A 14,693-nucleotide genomic window follows, 5' to 3' on the forward strand; every position below is an offset into this window, starting at 1 on the left:
TCGCATGCCCTGGCGTGCTCCACGTGGAACATCCTGGCGACTGCTGGTGGGTGCAGGCTCCGCTCTGCTCGCAGTCATCGGTTGGGGCGAGCTGGTCCACCTTCGGGCGGCGATACGGGAGCGCCGACTCGTGGCGCCCACGCTGGGCGGGAACCTCGTCGTCGTGATCCTGGGATTCGGGAACCGAGGAGGCCGAGCCAATGTCGTGAATCGATGGCGAGCACGCATCGGCGTGCGGACGGCGAGAGCGGCACGCGCGAGCGGATCAGCAGTCACCATCGTCTGCAGCGGGGGAGCGGTGCACGGGCCAGTCCCGGAAGCGGTGCTGCTGCGAGAGTACGTTCTCCACGACCTGGGGTGGGACGGCCCGGTCGTCATCGAGCCGCGGAGTACCTCAACGTGGGAGAACGTCCGCAACACATTGCCGTCAGTCGAGTGTGCAGAGTCGACCGCCTTCGCATCGAACGGTCTCCACGCTGAGAAGGCTCGGCTCTACCTCGCTCGTCAGCGCCCCGACTTGGCCGAGCGAATGGTTCCGGCCATGACGTACCGTCTCGGAGAGATGCCGTTCCTGAAGCCCGTGTTCGCAGCCGTCGGCCTCTGGAAACTGCGCTCAGTGTTCCACGTGAAACGCGCCCCACGACGTCGAGGCACCGACTAACACGCACCCTCCCTCAGTAGATCCTCTCATGGGCCGTTGGCCTGGCGAGCCGAGGGGCGAGAGGAGGTGCACTCGTCGGTGCCTGCGGACCAGGGCCCACAGCGGTGCCCATCGGTCCGTGGCTGAACTCCGATGACCTCACACGGCGCCGATGCGGTGCCGACGGACAACTCCGGGACTCTTGTTCGGCCTGCTCGACCCCTACGCCGCAGCCAGCACGCGATGATGGGAAGCCGGACCCCCAGTCCAATGGGCTCACCGCGGTTGACCATCCGCCCACCAGTCTCAGTTGTCTGCCGCGGGGCGGCCCGTCCCGTCGGATTCGCCGCAAGACTCACGCTACGAATGTGCACCGCCATGAAAGCGAGAGCGGTGCGCGGTGTTTCACGTGAAACGGCGAGTCGACCCGCGCCGTGATCAGCAGCGCAGCCATCTACGGCGCTCAGGAGCGTGCTGCAGCGCTTTACACGGGCGGAGCCGCATCGGTGGGCCTCCGAGCAAGGATCGGCAGTCAGCGAGCCGCGCAGCGCCTACTCGGCGACGTCCTGGATGCCGAGCTCGCTGAGGATGCGGTTGAGGTCGTCACCGTTCGCGAAGTCGATCGTCACGGAGCTCTTCCGGGCTCCGACCGCGATCTTGACCCGGGTGTTCAGACGATCGCCGATACGCTCCGCGAGGTCGTCGAAGTGGGCCTGGCGCTTGGACGGCTCCGCCTTCGGCTTCGTCGGGTTCTTCGTCGAGAGCTGCTGCGCGATGGCCTCTGCCGCCCGGACGGACAGGTCCTCGTTCACGATCTTCTCTGCCAGGTACTCCATGGCTTCGGCGTCGGGAGCGGCGAGGATCGCACGAGCGTGTCCGGCCGACAGCACGCCAGCAGCAACACGCCGCTGCACGGGGGAGGGGAGCCGGAGGAGACGGATCGTGTTGGTGATCTGAGGACGGGACCGACCGATGCGCTGGGCCAGTTGCTCCTGCGTGATGCCGAAGTCGGCGAGCAGCTGCTGGTAAGCCGATGCCTCCTCGAGCGGGTTGAGCTGGGCACGGTGGAGGTTCTCGAGCAGGGCGTCCCGCAGCATCGCGTCGTCGGGCGTGTCCTTGACGATCGCCGGGATCGTGCTGAGGCCGAGTTCCTTGGTCGCACGGAGTCGACGCTCGCCCATGATGAGTTCGTACTGGGCGTCGGTGCCGGTGGCGCCGGCGATGGGACGCACGACGATCGGCTGCAGGACGCCGATCTCCCGGATGGAGTGTACGAGCTCCTGGAGCTCCTCCTCGCGGAACTCCTTGCGGGGCTGCTGCGCGTTGGGGACGACATCGAGTGGGTTGAGGTTCGCGAGGCGCGCGCCGGGGACCGCGACGAGCTCTTCGGCGGTGGGTGCCGACTCGGGGGAGCCGCCAGTCGGGAAGAACACGTCGACGGGACGGTCCTGCTGCTCCGTCGCGGTCGGGATCAGGGCGCCGATGCCTCGGCCGAGTCCGGTTCGCTTGGGTGCCATCAGTGCTGCGCTCCTCGTGCTGCGATCTCGGCGGCCGCTTCCAGGTAGGAGAGCGATCCGGTGGAGTTGACGTCGTACGCGACCACGCTCTGGCCGTAGCTCGGTGCCTCGCTCACGCGGACCGAGCGTGGGATCACGGCGTTGAGCACCTGATCCCCGAAGTGCTCCCGTACATCTGCGGCGACCTGGTTCGACAGGTTCGTCCGGCTGTCGTACATCGTGAGCAGGATCGTGGAAACCCGCAACTTCGGGTTGAGGTGTCGCTCGATCAGCTCGATGTTGCGCAGGAGCTGGCTGAGCCCCTCGAGCGCGTAGTACTCGCACTGGATCGGGATCAGCACTTCTTGCGCGGCGACGAAGGCGTTGATCGTCAGCAGGCCCAGCGACGGCGGGCAGTCGATGAACACGTAGTGGTAGGGCTCATCGAGCGACTCGAGGTACTGGTCCAGTGCGGTCCGGAGGCGCTGCTCGCGGGCGACGAGCGACACGAGCTCGATCTCTGCGCCAGCCAGGTGGATCGTCGCTGGTACGCACCACAGCGTCTCCGACTCGGGGGACCGCTGCACGGTGTCGGCGATCGGTGCCTCATCGACGATGACGTCGTAGATGCTCGCGACCTCCGCTTGGTGGTTGACACCGAGTGCGGTGGAAGCGTTCCCCTGCGGATCGAGGTCGATCACGAGCACGCGTGCGCCGCCGTGCGCCAGCGCCGCGGCCAGGTTCACGGTCGTGGTCGTCTTTCCGACGCCACCCTTCTGGTTCGACACCGTGAACACACGGGTCTTCGTCGGCAGCGGGAACTGCTGCTTCGCGATCGCGCGTCGGCGCCGGTTCAGGTCAGCGATCTCACGAGCGAGCGGTGTCGACGCGTCGTCGTAATCGGTCGATGAACTCAACGAGTGCCTCTTCCCCGGTTCGGTGTTTCACGTGGAACGCGGAGCCACTGGCGACCGGTCGAACCGGTCCGAGCCGCAGCGTCAGTCAACTGTAGCCCGGAAGACGCGCGTGGTCTCCTCGACCACACCGACTCCGAGCTCGAGCACCTCGACGTCGGTCAGACGCTTCCGGAGGATCACCTTGCGGGCCTTCTCGATCTCTTCGTCGACGCGCGCACCCTTCATCAGGATGAGCTGGCCGCCCGAGCGAACGAGCGGCACGGTCAGAGGGATGAGCTTCGACAGCGCACTCACGGCCCGAGCAGTCACCTGGTCGACCACGATGTCGTCGGCGACGTCCTCCGCACGAGCACGGACGACATCGACGTTGTCGAGCCCGAGCCGCTCGGCCTCGGAGTTGAGCCACTCCACACGACGCTCCATCGGCTCGATGAGCGTGAGGTGCACGTCCGGACGTGCGATCGCCAGCACCAGGCCGGGGAGGCCGGCGCCGGAGCCGACGTCGGCGACGCGGCCCCGTTCCTCCAGAAGGGGCGCGAGCACCGCAGAATTGAGGATGTGTCGCGTCCAGAGGCGTGGCAACTCGAGCGGGCCGATCAGGCCCAGCTCCTCGCCTCGGCGGGCGAGCTCGTTCGTGAAGGAGCGCGCCAGCTCGATGCGCTCCCCGAAGAGCGTGACTGCGGCCGCTGGCTCGGTCTCGAGGACCGGTCCGGCCGTCTCCGTCATCGGGTGACGACCGTGTGGCGGTCCCGACCCTCACCCTCGGACTCCGAGTGGAAGCCCTTCTCGGCGACGAGGTCGTGCACCAGCTTGCGCTCGTACGACGACATCGGGGGGAGTGACGCCGACGTCGAACCGGCCTCGATGCGCTCGATCGCCGTGTCCACGAGCCGCTGCAGCTCGGAGGCTCGGGCGTCTCGGGAGCCACCGACGTCGAGGATGAGGCGGCTGAAATCGCCGGTCTCGGCCTGGACCGCGATCCGCGTGAGCTCCTGCAGCGCGGACACCGTGTCGGGCTTCGACAGCACGCGGAGCGCGTCGCCGTCGTCGGTCACCGAGAGGTACACGCGACCGGCGCGCTCCTCGATCTCGATGTCGCCGTCGAGGTCGCAGATGTCGAGGAGTTCCTCGATGTAGTCCGCAGCGATGTCCGCCTCGTCGCGGGAGTCGTCCGCACCGGGCGCCGCTGCGTCCTCGGCGGGGGTCTCGACGGCGTCCGCGATGTCCTGTTCGGTCACTTACTTCTTCCCGTTCTTCTTGGCGCGGTTCTTGCTCACCGGCTGCTGACGCTGGGTGGTCACGCGCACCGGCTCCATCTCGGTGGCACCGGCACCGGCCCCGGCCTCAGCGAGCACGGGCGTCGCGGTGCCGCGGCGCTGCGCCTTCTTCGCCAGACGGGCCTCACGGGCGAGCGCGGCCTCGGAGCCCGGCGTCGGCATGCTGCGGATGACGAAGTACTGCTGCGCCATCGTCCACACGTTCGAGGCGAGCCAGTAGAACATGACGCCCAGCGGGAAGGACAGACCCGAGATGATGAAGACCAGGGGGAGGACGTAGAGCATCATCCGCTGCTGGCGGTACATCGGGGACGCCTTGGTCTCCGGGGACATGTTCTTGGCGACGAGCTGCAGCTGGGTGATGAACTGCGAGGCCGTCATCACCACGATCATGAAGCCGGCGATCGCCCGGACCTCCCACCCGGAGGCGTTCGTGAACGTCTCGTGCAGCGGGGCCCCGAACAGCGACGCGTTGCCGAACGACGCCGCGAGGTCGTTCGTGAGCAGGCCGATGCCCGTCTTGTTGATCTGCGCCTCGTGCAGCACGGAGTACAGCGAGAAGAAGATCGGCATCTGGATGAGCAGCGGCAGGCAGGAGCTCAGCGGGTTCGTCCCGGTCTCCTTGTACAGCGCCATGGTCTCGCGGCTCATGGCCTCGCGCGAGAACTGGTCCTTCTTGCCCTTGTACTTGTCCTGGATCTTCTTGAGCTGCGGCGCCACCTCGAGCATGCGGCGCTGCGACTTGATCTGCCGGACGAAGATCGGGATGAGCGCGGCACGCACCACGAACGTCAGGAAGATGATCGAGAGCACCCAGGTGATGCCCGCGCCCGGGTCCATGCCGAGGCTCTCGAAGATCCAGTGGAAGCCGACGAGGATGGCCGCGACCACCCACTTGAGGGGCCAGAGGATGGTTCCGATGAATCCGAGGTCCATGGGGACGGTCACGCCTTTCGAGTGCGCTGGGGGAGCAGGACCGGGCGGGAGGTCCCGCCGGCGGGCTGCGGCTGCTGCTGGGTCGGCGCGAGCACGAACCCGAACCGGTTGACGTCGTAGGGGCGACGCCGTTCACGGACGTCGTCGATGCCCCCGGCTGCCCAGGGGTTGCACCGCGCGATGCGCCATGCGCCCATCGCCGATCCGCGGACGACGCCGTACTGCTGGATCGCTTCGAGGGCGTACCGGGAGCACGAGGGGTGGTACCGGCAGACGTTGCCGTAGAGCGGAGAGATCACGGCCCGGTAGGCGCGCAGCACGACGACGCACGCGTTGCGCGGGAGCAACGCGATGACCCAGGCGAGCCGGGTCCAGAGGTTGCGGTTCATGCTGCCTTCTCCACACCACGCGCGCAGGAACGCGAGACGTCTTCGAGCAGGGTAGGCCATGCGGCCTGCGCAGCGGCTGGCAGTGCGCGGATCACCACGTCGTACCCGACGGGGACATCGCTGAGCAGACCGTGCGCGATCGCCTTGAGTCGTCGCCGGACCAGGTTCCGGGTCACGGCGTTGCCCACCGTCTTGGCGACGATGAACCCGAAACGCGTGGCGCCGGAGACGACGCCCGCGTCGTCCGCGGGGTGACGGACCACCGATACGACGACGTGCGCCGTGGCGCTCCTGCGACCACGACGCACGACGGACCGGTAGTCGTCACCGCGGACGATGCGGTTGGCGCGGGCCAACACGATCGGTGCCGGGGGACGTGATCAGGCGGCGAGCCCGATCAGGCGCTGAGCTCGGTGCGGCCCTTGGCGCGGCGCGCGGCGAGGATGGCGCGGCCGGCACGGGTGCGCATGCGGGCGCGGAAGCCGTGCTTCTTGGCGCGACGACGGTTGTTCGGCTGGAAGGTGCGCTTGCTCATGATGTTCTCCACACGGCTGCTCGCGGCGAGCCGTCACGTACGTGTAGTCGCTCGGTGCCGAACGACGCAGATGGGCGCGACCGAACGGCCGCAGACAACTGGTTAACGGTACGTGACAGCGGCTGGCAGGTCAAACGCCGCACGACCGGACGGGCACAGGGCCGCCGCGCACGTTCATTATCCACATTGGGGAAAACGTGCGTTCGGTACGACCCGCCCTGGTCCTTTACAGTGGTGTGATCGATCGGCCTGCGGCCCGGCGCGACGGGGGAGTCTCCTCGTCGGGCACCGTCCGGCGGTCGTGGACAAGACTGTGGACAACCCTGTGGACCACCACGCGGGACGACACGCTGCCCGGGTCGTCGAGGAAGCCCCCCGGGAACGACGGACCGCCGAGCACCAGCACGCGGTCGACGCTGTCCCGGCACGTCCGACAGCGACACCACGCACCCGGCGGCGAGCAGCGGCCGAGAGCACGACACGAGACCAGGAGACGAGCGCGACATGACGATGCCGGCCGACCCCGTCGAGGACCTCTGGTCATCCGTCCTCGGACTCCTCTCGGAGGACGACCGCATCACGCCGCAGCTGCACGGCTTCCTCAACCTCGTCGAGCCGAAGGGCGTCCTCGCCGGCACCCTCTACCTCGAGGTGCCGAACGACCTCACCCGCGGGATGCTCGAGCAGCGGATCCGCATCCCGATCACCGAGGCCGTCTCGCGCATCGGTGACGACACCGTCGCGAACTTCGCCATCACGGTGAACCCCGACATGGCCTCCGAGCCGCGGGTCGAGGCACCGGTCGCCACCCACGTGCCGGACTACGCCGAGCCGGTGCAGGGCGCGGTGGAGCAGAGTGCCGCCCCTCGCCAGTACATCGAGGCGCCGTTCGTCCCGAGCCAGATCGACTCCCCGGGCACCGGCGGACGTCCGGACTCGCGGCTCAACCCGAAGTACAACTTCGACAACTTCGTCATCGGCTCGTCGAACCGGTTCGCGCACGCCGCTGCGGTCGCCGTCGCGGAAGCGCCGGCCAAGGCGTACAACCCGCTCTTCATCTACGGCGATTCGGGCCTCGGCAAGACGCACCTCCTGCACGCGATCGGGCACTACGCCGAGAGCCTGTACCCGGGGATCCGGGTGCGGTACGTGTCGAGCGAGGAGTTCACGAACGACTTCATCAACTCGATCGCGAACAACCGCTCGAACCAGTTCCAGCAGCGCTACCGCGACATCGACATCCTGCTGATCGACGACATCCAGTTCCTCCAGGGGAAGGACTCCACGCAGGAGGCCTTCTTCCACACCTTCAACACGCTGCACGACCACAACAAGCAGGTCGTCATCACGTCGGACGTCGCGCCGAAGCACCTCACCGGCTTCGAGGACCGGATGCGCTCGCGGTTCGAGTGGGGTCTCATCACGGACGTCCAGGCGCCCGACCTCGAGACGCGCATCGCGATCCTCCGCAAGAAGGCGCAGTCGGACCACCTGCAGGTACCGGACGACATCCTCGAGTTCATGGCCTCGAAGGTGTCGAGCAACATCCGGGAGCTCGAGGGGACGCTGATCCGCGTCACGGCGTTCGCGAGCCTCAACCGGACGGCCGTCGACATGGCCCTGGTGCAGACGGTCCTCAAGGACCTCATCACGCTCGACGACGACAACGTCATCGCGCCGACGGACATCATCAACCACACCGCGGAGTACTTCAAGCTCTCCGTCGACGACCTCTACGGGTCCTCCCGCTCGCAGGCCATCGCCACCGCCCGGCAGATCGCGATGTACCTCTGCCGGGAGATGACGAGCCTGTCCCTGCCGAAGATCGGGCAGCTGTTCGGCAACCGTGACCACACCACGGTCATGTACGCGAACAAGAAGATCACCGAGCTCATGAAGGAGCGGCGGTCGATCTACAACCAGGTGACCGAGCTCACCAGCCGCATCAAGCAGGACCGCCGCTACCGCTGATCGGGCAATGCCCCCGAACGGGAGGCGCGTCAGACACCTCGGATCGGCCCACTTCCGCGCGCATCCACCATCTGAGACGGTTCCATGCGCCGAACTCCTCACAGTGTGGAAAGCCTGTGGATAACTGTGGAGGACACGCCGCTCGGTTGTTCACAGCGAACTGGCCACCTGTGGAGACTGGGGATGGAAGTGGATAGATGAGATTCATTCATCCAGATGCTGCCCACACACTGCTCACAACTCACACGTGTGTAGTTCCCTGTGGGCAAGCGGCCTTCACAGGGTTATCCACAGTGTGCACAGGCGTTAACACGATTACTCCTGGTCAACGATGGATCTCAGCGGGCCAACCTTGTGGACGGCGGGATGACAAGAAATCCGGCCTCCGCTGCGCTGTGCCACAATGGGGCGGCCGGACAGTCCAACCGATCGACAGGGGTCCCAGCTGTGAAGTTCGAGGTCAACCGGGACGTCTTCTCCGAAGCCGTCTCCTTCGCGGTGAAGCTCCTCCCACAGCGCACGACCCTCCCGATCCTCTCGGGCGTCCTCATCCACGCCGAGGGCGATCGACTCACGCTCTCGTCGTTCGACTACGAGGTCTCGGCACAGACCTCGATCTCCGCGCAGATCGACGACCCCGGCACCGTCCTGGTCTCCGGCCGGCTCCTCAACGACATCGCGAGCCGACTGCCGAACGCCCCGGTCACGTTCACCACCGAGGAATCGAAGATCTCGGTGACCTGTGGTTCGGCGCACTTCACGCTGCTCTCGATGCCGGTCGAGGAGTACCCGACCCTCCCGGAGATCGGCGCGCAGACGGGCGTGATCCCCGGTGACGCGTTCTCCGAGGCCGTCTCCCAGGTCGCGGTCGCAGCGAGCCGCGACGACGTCACCCCGGTGATCACGGGCGTGCAGCTCGAGGTCGGCGACAACGACCTCTCGCTCATCGCCACCGACCGCTACCGCGTCGCCGTCCGCACGATCGCGTGGGACTCGGGCCGGGTCGGGTCGGACCCGCTGCACGCCCTCGTCCCGGCGCGCACGCTGCAGGAGGTCGGCCGCACGTTCGGTTCCGCGTCCACCGTCTCGGTGTCGATCAGTGGTTCCTCCGATCGCGAACTCATCGCGTTCCACGCCGACGACAAGACCGTCACGTCGCTGCTCATCAAGGGCAACTACCCGCCGGTCCGCCGGCTCTTCCCCGAGACCGTCGAAGACCACGCGGTGATCAACACCGCGGAGCTCGTCGAGGCGGTCCGACGGGTCTCCCTCGTCCTGGAACGCGAAGCGGCGCTCCGGTTCTCCTTCACGGTCGACGGGCTCACGCTCGAGGCGATCGGTTCCGAACAAGCGCAGGCGTCAGAGTCGATCAGTGCGTTGCTGACCGGTGAGGAAACGGTGGTCTCGTTGAAGCCCGCGTTCCTCCTGGACGGGTTGAACGCGGTGCACTCCGAGTTCGTCCGGATCTCCTTCACCAAGACGGAGAACCCCAACAAGCCGGGTCCGGTGCTCATCACCGGGCAGACCTCGCAAGAGGCTCCGGCGGCGGACGGATACCGGTACCTGCTGCAGCCCAATCTCCTGCTGCGGTAAGCGCAACAGCCGAACACTGCGCTGAGGCGCCACCCCTGCTCCAGCGCGACGACGAACAGAAGAGGAAATCATGCACATCGGTCTTGTCGGCCTCGGTCGCATGGGCAACAACATGCGTGCCCGTCTCCGCAACGCAGGCATCGAGGTCACCGGGTACGACGCCAACCCCGCCGTCTCCGATGTCGCCAGCCTCGCCGACCTCGCGGCCGCGCTGCCCGAGGGTCAGAAGCTCGTGTGGGTCATGGTCCCGCACGGCAAGATCACCGACGACGTGATCACCGAGCTCGCCGAGGTCCTCGGTGAGGGCGACCTCGTCATCGACGGCGGCAACTCGAAGTGGCTCGACGACACCAAGCACGCCGAGCAGCTCGGCGCGAAGGGCATCCGCTACGTCGATGCCGGTGTCTCCGGTGGCGTCTGGGGCAAGGAGAACGGCTACGGCCTCATGGTCGGCGGTGACGTCAAGGACGTCGAGTTCGCCATGCCGGTCTTCGACGCGCTCCGCCCCGAGGGCCCCCGCGAAGAGGGCTTCTCGCACGCCGGCGGCATCGGAGCGGGCCACTACGCGAAGATGGTCCACAACGGCATCGAGTACGCGATCATGCAGGCCTACGGTGAGGGCTACGAGCTCCTCGAGGCCAAGGACATCATCAACGACGTCCCCGCGGTCTTCGCCGGGTGGCAGCGTGGGACGGTCGTCCGGTCCTGGCTGCTCGACCTGCTCGTCCTCGCCATCAACGAGGACCCGAAGCTCGACGAGCTCGAGGGCTACGTCGACGACTCCGGCGAGGGCCGTTGGACCCTCGAAGAGGCGATCGAGCTCGCCGTCCCGATGCCGGCGCTGTCGGCCGCCATGTTCGCGCGCTTCGTCTCGCGTCAGGGCAGCGAGTCCCCGACGATGAAGGCCGTCGCGGCGCTCCGCAACCAGTTCGGCGGCCACGCCGTCAAGAAGGCGTAGTTCAGGTAACCACCTGAGCTCGTCTCGGCCCGCGTGCACGTCGACCACCTGCAACTCACCGACTTCCGGAACTACCGGGAGGCGGACGTCGACCTCGCACGCGGGCCGAACCTGTTCGTCGGCCGCAACGGACAGGGCAAGACGAACCTGGTCGAGGCGATCGGGTACCTCTCCACCCTCGGCTCCCACCGGGTGCCGACCGACGCGGCGCTCGTCAGGCAGGGCTGCAACGCGGCGATCGTGCGCGCCCGACTCGCCCACGAGGACCGCAGCATCCTCGCCGAGGTTCAGATCAACCGCACCGGATCGAACCGCGCGCAGGTGAACCGGGCGCCGATCAAGCCGCGCGAACTCCCGCGGTACTGCACGAGCGTGCTCTTCGCCCCCGAGGACCTCGCGCTCGTCCGTGGCGAACCGTCCGGTCGCCGTCGGATGCTCGACGAGCTCCTCGGGCAGATCGCACCGCGCATGCAGGGCGTGCTCGCCGACTACGACCGGACGCTCCGGCAGCGCAACACCCTGCTCAAGTCGGCCCGGGCGACCGGGGCGAAGGCGGGGTCGCTCGCGACGCTCGACGTCTGGGACGACCGTCTGGTGTCGTTCGGCGCCGAGATCATCGCGGCACGCGACCACTTGACCCGGCGACTCGCTCCCTTCGTGGCGGAGTCGTACGCGACCGTCGCGGGCGAGCGGCACGAGGCCTCCATCGCCGGCGTGCTCAGCGTGCGGGGCGGGGACCCGGAGGACGCCGCCGCCACGGACCCGGTGCTCGGGACGCCCGAGGAACCCGTGACCATCGCTGCTGCCGCCGAGGCGTTCCGGGCTGCCCTCGAACGACGGCGACGGGACGAGCTCGACCGCGGACTGACCCTGGTCGGACCCCATCGCGACGACGTGCTCTTCCAGCTCAACGGGTTACCCGCCCGAGGTTACGCGAGTCACGGCGAATCGTGGTCGTTCGCCCTCGCCGTCCAGCTCGCGAGCGCAGCGGTGCTCCGCGCGGAGTCGACCCTGGGTGACCCGATCATCATCCTCGACGACGTCTTCGCCGAGCTCGACGAGTCACGGCGCGAACGGTTGGCGGGGGCGGTCGCGGACTACGAGCAGGTGCTCATCACGGCCGCGGTGTTCGGCGACGTCCCGGAGCAGTTGGCCGCGCACACCGTGCGGATCGAGGCCGGAACGATCGTGACCGACGCGGCGGAGCCGAGCCGCGCCTCCAGTCCGACCGCGACCGACGCCGACGCAACCACTGAAGCCGGTGTCTGATGCCGAAGCCGTGGAAGCCCACCGAGCCGGCCCGGGTGTACCGCCACCTGCGCGCCGTCTTCGGCGATCCCTCGAAGCGCGGGGTGGACGCCCGTCGGCGCCGGGTGAACGGCCTCGACGCCGACTCCGTGCCGTACGGCCGCGGCCGGGAGCCGAAGGGTCTCGGCGACGTGGTCGGGTCCCTCGCTCAAGAGCTCGGCTGGACCGAACCCCTGGCACGCTCCGAACTCTTCGTGGACTGGCCCGCGGTGGTGGGTGAGGAGCTCGCGAAGCACTCCCGACCGATGACCATCGACGACGGCGCACTCGTCATCCGGTGCGACTCCACCGCGTGGGCGACGCAGCTCCGACTCATGCGGAGCACCATCACGACGACCATCGCGGAACGGCACCCGGAAGCAGGGGTGCAGTCGATCCGGGTTTCCGGCCCGGACGCCCCCACCTGGAAACGCGGCCCCAGGACGGTCCAGGGGCGCGGTCCTCGCGACACCTACGGTTGACCGGACCAAATCGTCCTGCGGGACGAAAAAAGCCCGTCCACGGGCCGATCTCGCCCTCAGATGAAGGGTCTCTGCGGTAGACTGGGGGGTGCAGTGCGCGGGTGTTCCGTGCGCAGGCAGGAGCACCTTCGAATGACAGCAGGATCTGAAGACGACCGTCAGGACGCGTCCGGCGAGACGACCCCGCAGAACGAACCCACGTACGGCGCAGACCAGATCCAGGTGCTCGAAGGACTCGAGGCCGTCCGGAAGCGCCCGGGCATGTACATCGGCTCCACCGGTCCCCGGGGTCTGCACCACCTCGTGCAGGAGATCGTCGACAACTCCGTCGACGAGGCCCTCGCCGGCTACTGCGACACGATCAACGTCACGATCCGTGAGGACGGCGGCGTGCGCGTGGTCGACAACGGCCGCGGCATCCCGGTCGACGTCCACGCCGCCGAAGGCGTCTCCACGCTGCAGGTGGTCCTGACGGTCCTGCACGCCGGCGGCAAGTTCGGCGGTGGCGGGTACGCGGTCTCCGGTGGTCTGCACGGCGTCGGCTCGTCGGTCGTGAACGCGCTCAGCTCCGAGCTCGACGTCGAGGTGCGCCGGCAGGGCCACGTGTGGCGCCAGAGCTACACCGACGGCGTCCCGGTGGCCCCGGTCTCGCAGGACGAAGAGACCGACGAGACCGGCACCACGATCACGTTCTGGCCGAACGCGGACATCTTCGAGACCGTCGTCTTCGACTACGAGACCCTCCGCACGCGGTTCCAGCAGATGGCGTTCCTGAACAAGGGCCTCCGCATCACGCTGCAGGACGAGCGCACCCCGGACGAAGGGGAAGAAGCCCGTCAGGACTCCTTCCTGTACGAGCGCGGTCTCGCCGACTACGTCGAGTACCTCAACGCCCAGAAGAAGGCCGACCTGGTCCACCCGGACGTCATCGGCTTCGAGGCGGAGGACCCCGGGCGCAAGATCGCGCTCGAGGTCGCGATGCAGTGGAACACCTCCTACCAGGAGAGCGTCCACACCTTCGCGAACACGATCAACACGCACGAGGGCGGCACCCACGAAGAGGGCTTCCGTGCGGCACTGACGAGCCTCGTCAACAAGTACGCGCGCGAGGCGAAGATCATCAAGGAGAAGGACGACAACCTCACGGGTGACGACATCCGCGAAGGACTGACGGCCGTCATCTCCGTGAAGCTCGGCGAGCCGCAGTTCGAGGGCCAGACCAAGACGAAGCTCGGCAACACCGAGGCGAAGTCCTTCGTCCAGCGCGTCGTCGGCACCGAGCTGACCCACTGGTTCGAGAGCAACCCGACCCAGGCACGCGACGTCGTCCGCAAGGCGATCCAGGCCTCGCAGGCGCGCCTCGCCGCCCGCAAGGCGCGCGAGACCACCCGCCGCAAGGGCCTGCTCGAGTCGGGCGGCATGCCGGGCAAGCTCAAGGACTGCCAGTCGAAGGACCCGACGGTCTCCGAGATCTTCATGGTCGAGGGTGACTCCGCCGGTGGTTCCGCCGTGCAGGGCCGGAACCCGATGACGCAGGCGATCCTGCCGCTGCGTGGCAAGATCCTCAACGTCGAGAAGGCCCGGCTCGACCGCGCCCTCGCGAACCAGGAGATCCAGTCGATGATCACCGCGTTCGGCGCGGGCATCGGCGAGGACTTCGACCCGGACAAGGCCCGGTACCACAAGATCGTGCTGATGGCCGATGCAGACGTCGACGGCCAGCACATCACCACGCTCCTGCTGACGCTGCTGTTCCGCTACATGCGTCCGCTCATCGAGCGCGGGTACGTGTACCTGGCACAGCCGCCGCTGTACCGCCTCAAGTGGTCGAACGCCGCACACGAGTACGTGTTCAGCGACCGCGAGCGCGACGCCCTCATGGCCGCCGGTCTCGCCGCCGGCAAGCGCATCCCGAAGGACAACGGGATCCAGCGCTACAAGGGTCTCGGCGAGATGGACTACAAGGAGCTGTGGGACACCACGATGAACCCGGACACCCGGACGCTCCTGCAGGTCACGCTCGAGGACGCCGCCGCGGTGGACAGCGTGTTCGCCACGCTGATGGGCGAGGACGTCGAGTCCCGGCGCCAGTTCATCCAGCAGAACGCCAAGGACGTCCGCTTCCTCGACATCTAGGCCTGGAGGCGCGGTGCGAGCCGCGTCGACCAGTCCCGACCACCTGTGGTCGCGCCCGGCGCGACGAACGGAACCA

Annotated in this window: 15 protein-coding genes; 7 read left to right on the plus strand and 8 right to left on the minus strand. The window is 67.7% G+C overall.

Going from position 1 to position 14,693, the window contains the following annotated elements; genetic code table 11:
• The first annotated feature begins 4 nt into the window (after window positions 1-4).
• Window positions 5-661, plus strand: a complete 657-nt coding sequence (locus ACTJKO_RS11515; protein WP_440688774.1) for an ElyC/SanA/YdcF family protein — start codon at window positions 5-7, stop codon at window positions 659-661.
• Window positions 662-1,191: 530 nt separating this feature from the next.
• Here the strand turns inward: ACTJKO_RS11515 and ACTJKO_RS11520 are convergent.
• The 8 genes from ACTJKO_RS11520 to rpmH form a co-directional block, all read right to left on the minus strand.
• On the minus strand, window positions 1,192-2,157 hold the full coding sequence (locus ACTJKO_RS11520; RefSeq protein ID WP_440688775.1) for a ParB/RepB/Spo0J family partition protein: 966 nt from the start codon (window positions 2,155-2,157) through the stop codon (window positions 1,192-1,194).
• The gene (locus ACTJKO_RS11525; protein ID WP_440688777.1) at window positions 2,157-3,053 is read right to left on the minus strand and encodes a ParA family protein; all 897 of its coding nucleotides are present in this window, start codon (window positions 3,051-3,053) and stop codon (window positions 2,157-2,159) included. The genes ACTJKO_RS11520 and ACTJKO_RS11525 overlap by 1 nt, the downstream gene beginning before the upstream one ends.
• Before the next feature lie 81 nt (window positions 3,054-3,134).
• On the minus strand, window positions 3,135-3,779 hold the full coding sequence (gene rsmG / locus ACTJKO_RS11530; protein WP_440688779.1) for a 16S rRNA (guanine(527)-N(7))-methyltransferase RsmG: 645 nt from the start codon (window positions 3,777-3,779) through the stop codon (window positions 3,135-3,137).
• Window positions 3,776-4,291 carry a Jag family protein gene (locus ACTJKO_RS11535; protein ID WP_440688781.1) on the minus strand — a complete coding sequence of 172 codons (516 nt, stop codon included), beginning with the start codon at window positions 4,289-4,291 and terminating at the stop codon, window positions 3,776-3,778. The genes rsmG and ACTJKO_RS11535 overlap by 4 nt, the downstream gene beginning before the upstream one ends.
• Window positions 4,292-5,266, minus strand: a complete 975-nt coding sequence (gene yidC, locus ACTJKO_RS11540) for a membrane protein insertase YidC (protein ID WP_440688783.1) — start codon at window positions 5,264-5,266, stop codon at window positions 4,292-4,294.
• A gap of 8 nt (window positions 5,267-5,274) precedes the next feature.
• Window positions 5,275-5,655, minus strand: coding sequence for a membrane protein insertion efficiency factor YidD (yidD, locus tag ACTJKO_RS11545; protein WP_440688784.1), 381 nt, complete (start codon window positions 5,653-5,655; stop codon window positions 5,275-5,277).
• A complete protein-coding gene (rnpA, locus tag ACTJKO_RS11550; RefSeq protein WP_440688786.1) occupies window positions 5,652-6,014 on the minus strand; it encodes a ribonuclease P protein component in 363 nt (120 codons plus the stop codon). The genes yidD and rnpA overlap by 4 nt, the downstream gene beginning before the upstream one ends.
• Before the next feature lie 38 nt (window positions 6,015-6,052).
• Window positions 6,053-6,190, minus strand: a complete 138-nt coding sequence (rpmH, locus tag ACTJKO_RS11555; RefSeq protein WP_058724833.1) for a 50S ribosomal protein L34 — start codon at window positions 6,188-6,190, stop codon at window positions 6,053-6,055.
• A 510-nt stretch (window positions 6,191-6,700) separates the two neighbouring features.
• Between rpmH and dnaA the strand changes: the two genes are divergently transcribed.
• The 6 genes from dnaA to gyrB all read left to right on the plus strand — a co-directional run bounded on the left by dnaA (window position 6,701) and on the right by gyrB (window position 14,617).
• Window positions 6,701-8,161, plus strand: coding sequence for a chromosomal replication initiator protein DnaA (dnaA, locus tag ACTJKO_RS11560; RefSeq protein ID WP_440689059.1), 1,461 nt, complete (start codon window positions 6,701-6,703; stop codon window positions 8,159-8,161).
• 447 nt (window positions 8,162-8,608) lie between these two features.
• Complete coding sequence (gene dnaN / locus ACTJKO_RS11565) at window positions 8,609-9,754, plus strand: DNA polymerase III subunit beta (protein ID WP_440688788.1); 1,146 nt, start codon at window positions 8,609-8,611, stop codon at window positions 9,752-9,754.
• Between the two features lie 70 nt (window positions 9,755-9,824).
• Window positions 9,825-10,712, plus strand: coding sequence for a phosphogluconate dehydrogenase (NAD(+)-dependent, decarboxylating) (gene gnd / locus ACTJKO_RS11570; RefSeq protein WP_440688790.1), 888 nt, complete (start codon window positions 9,825-9,827; stop codon window positions 10,710-10,712).
• Window positions 10,713-10,745: 33 nt separating this feature from the next.
• Window positions 10,746-11,981, plus strand: coding sequence for a DNA replication/repair protein RecF (gene recF, locus ACTJKO_RS11575; RefSeq protein ID WP_440688792.1), 1,236 nt, complete (start codon window positions 10,746-10,748; stop codon window positions 11,979-11,981).
• Window positions 11,981-12,481 carry a DUF721 domain-containing protein gene (locus ACTJKO_RS11580; RefSeq protein WP_440688794.1) on the plus strand — a complete coding sequence of 167 codons (501 nt, stop codon included), beginning with the start codon at window positions 11,981-11,983 and terminating at the stop codon, window positions 12,479-12,481. The genes recF and ACTJKO_RS11580 overlap by 1 nt, the downstream gene beginning before the upstream one ends.
• 132 nt (window positions 12,482-12,613) lie before the next feature.
• Window positions 12,614-14,617, plus strand: a complete 2,004-nt coding sequence (gene gyrB / locus ACTJKO_RS11585) for a DNA topoisomerase (ATP-hydrolyzing) subunit B (RefSeq protein ID WP_440688795.1) — start codon at window positions 12,614-12,616, stop codon at window positions 14,615-14,617.
• Window positions 14,618-14,693 lie beyond the last annotated feature (76 nt).

The organism is Curtobacterium sp. 22159 (genome assembly GCF_052045775.1).
GTDB lineage: Bacteria > Actinomycetota > Actinomycetes > Actinomycetales > Microbacteriaceae > Curtobacterium.

Coding starts and splice junctions, on each gene's coding strand:
- gnd (WP_440688790.1), top strand. CDS start 9,825: ATGCACATCGGTCTTGTCGGCCTCGGTCGCATGGGCAACAACATGCGT.
- gyrB (WP_440688795.1), top strand. CDS start 12,614: ATGACAGCAGGATCTGAAGACGACCGTCAGGACGCGTCCGGCGAGACG.
- ACTJKO_RS11515 (WP_440688774.1), top strand. CDS start 5: ATGCCCTGGCGTGCTCCACGTGGAACATCCTGGCGACTGCTGGTGGGT.
- yidD (WP_440688784.1), bottom strand. CDS start 5,655: ATGAACCGCAACCTCTGGACCCGGCTCGCCTGGGTCATCGCGTTGCTC.
- yidC (WP_440688783.1), bottom strand. CDS start 5,266: ATGGACCTCGGATTCATCGGAACCATCCTCTGGCCCCTCAAGTGGGTG.
- rsmG (WP_440688779.1), bottom strand. CDS start 3,779: ATGACGGAGACGGCCGGACCGGTCCTCGAGACCGAGCCAGCGGCCGCA.
- dnaA (WP_440689059.1), top strand. CDS start 6,701: ATGCCGGCCGACCCCGTCGAGGACCTCTGGTCATCCGTCCTCGGACTC.
- ACTJKO_RS11580 (WP_440688794.1), top strand. CDS start 11,981: ATGCCGAAGCCGTGGAAGCCCACCGAGCCGGCCCGGGTGTACCGCCAC.
- ACTJKO_RS11520 (WP_440688775.1), bottom strand. CDS start 2,157: ATGGCACCCAAGCGAACCGGACTCGGCCGAGGCATCGGCGCCCTGATC.
- rpmH (WP_058724833.1), bottom strand. CDS start 6,190: ATGAGCAAGCGCACCTTCCAGCCGAACAACCGTCGTCGCGCCAAGAAG.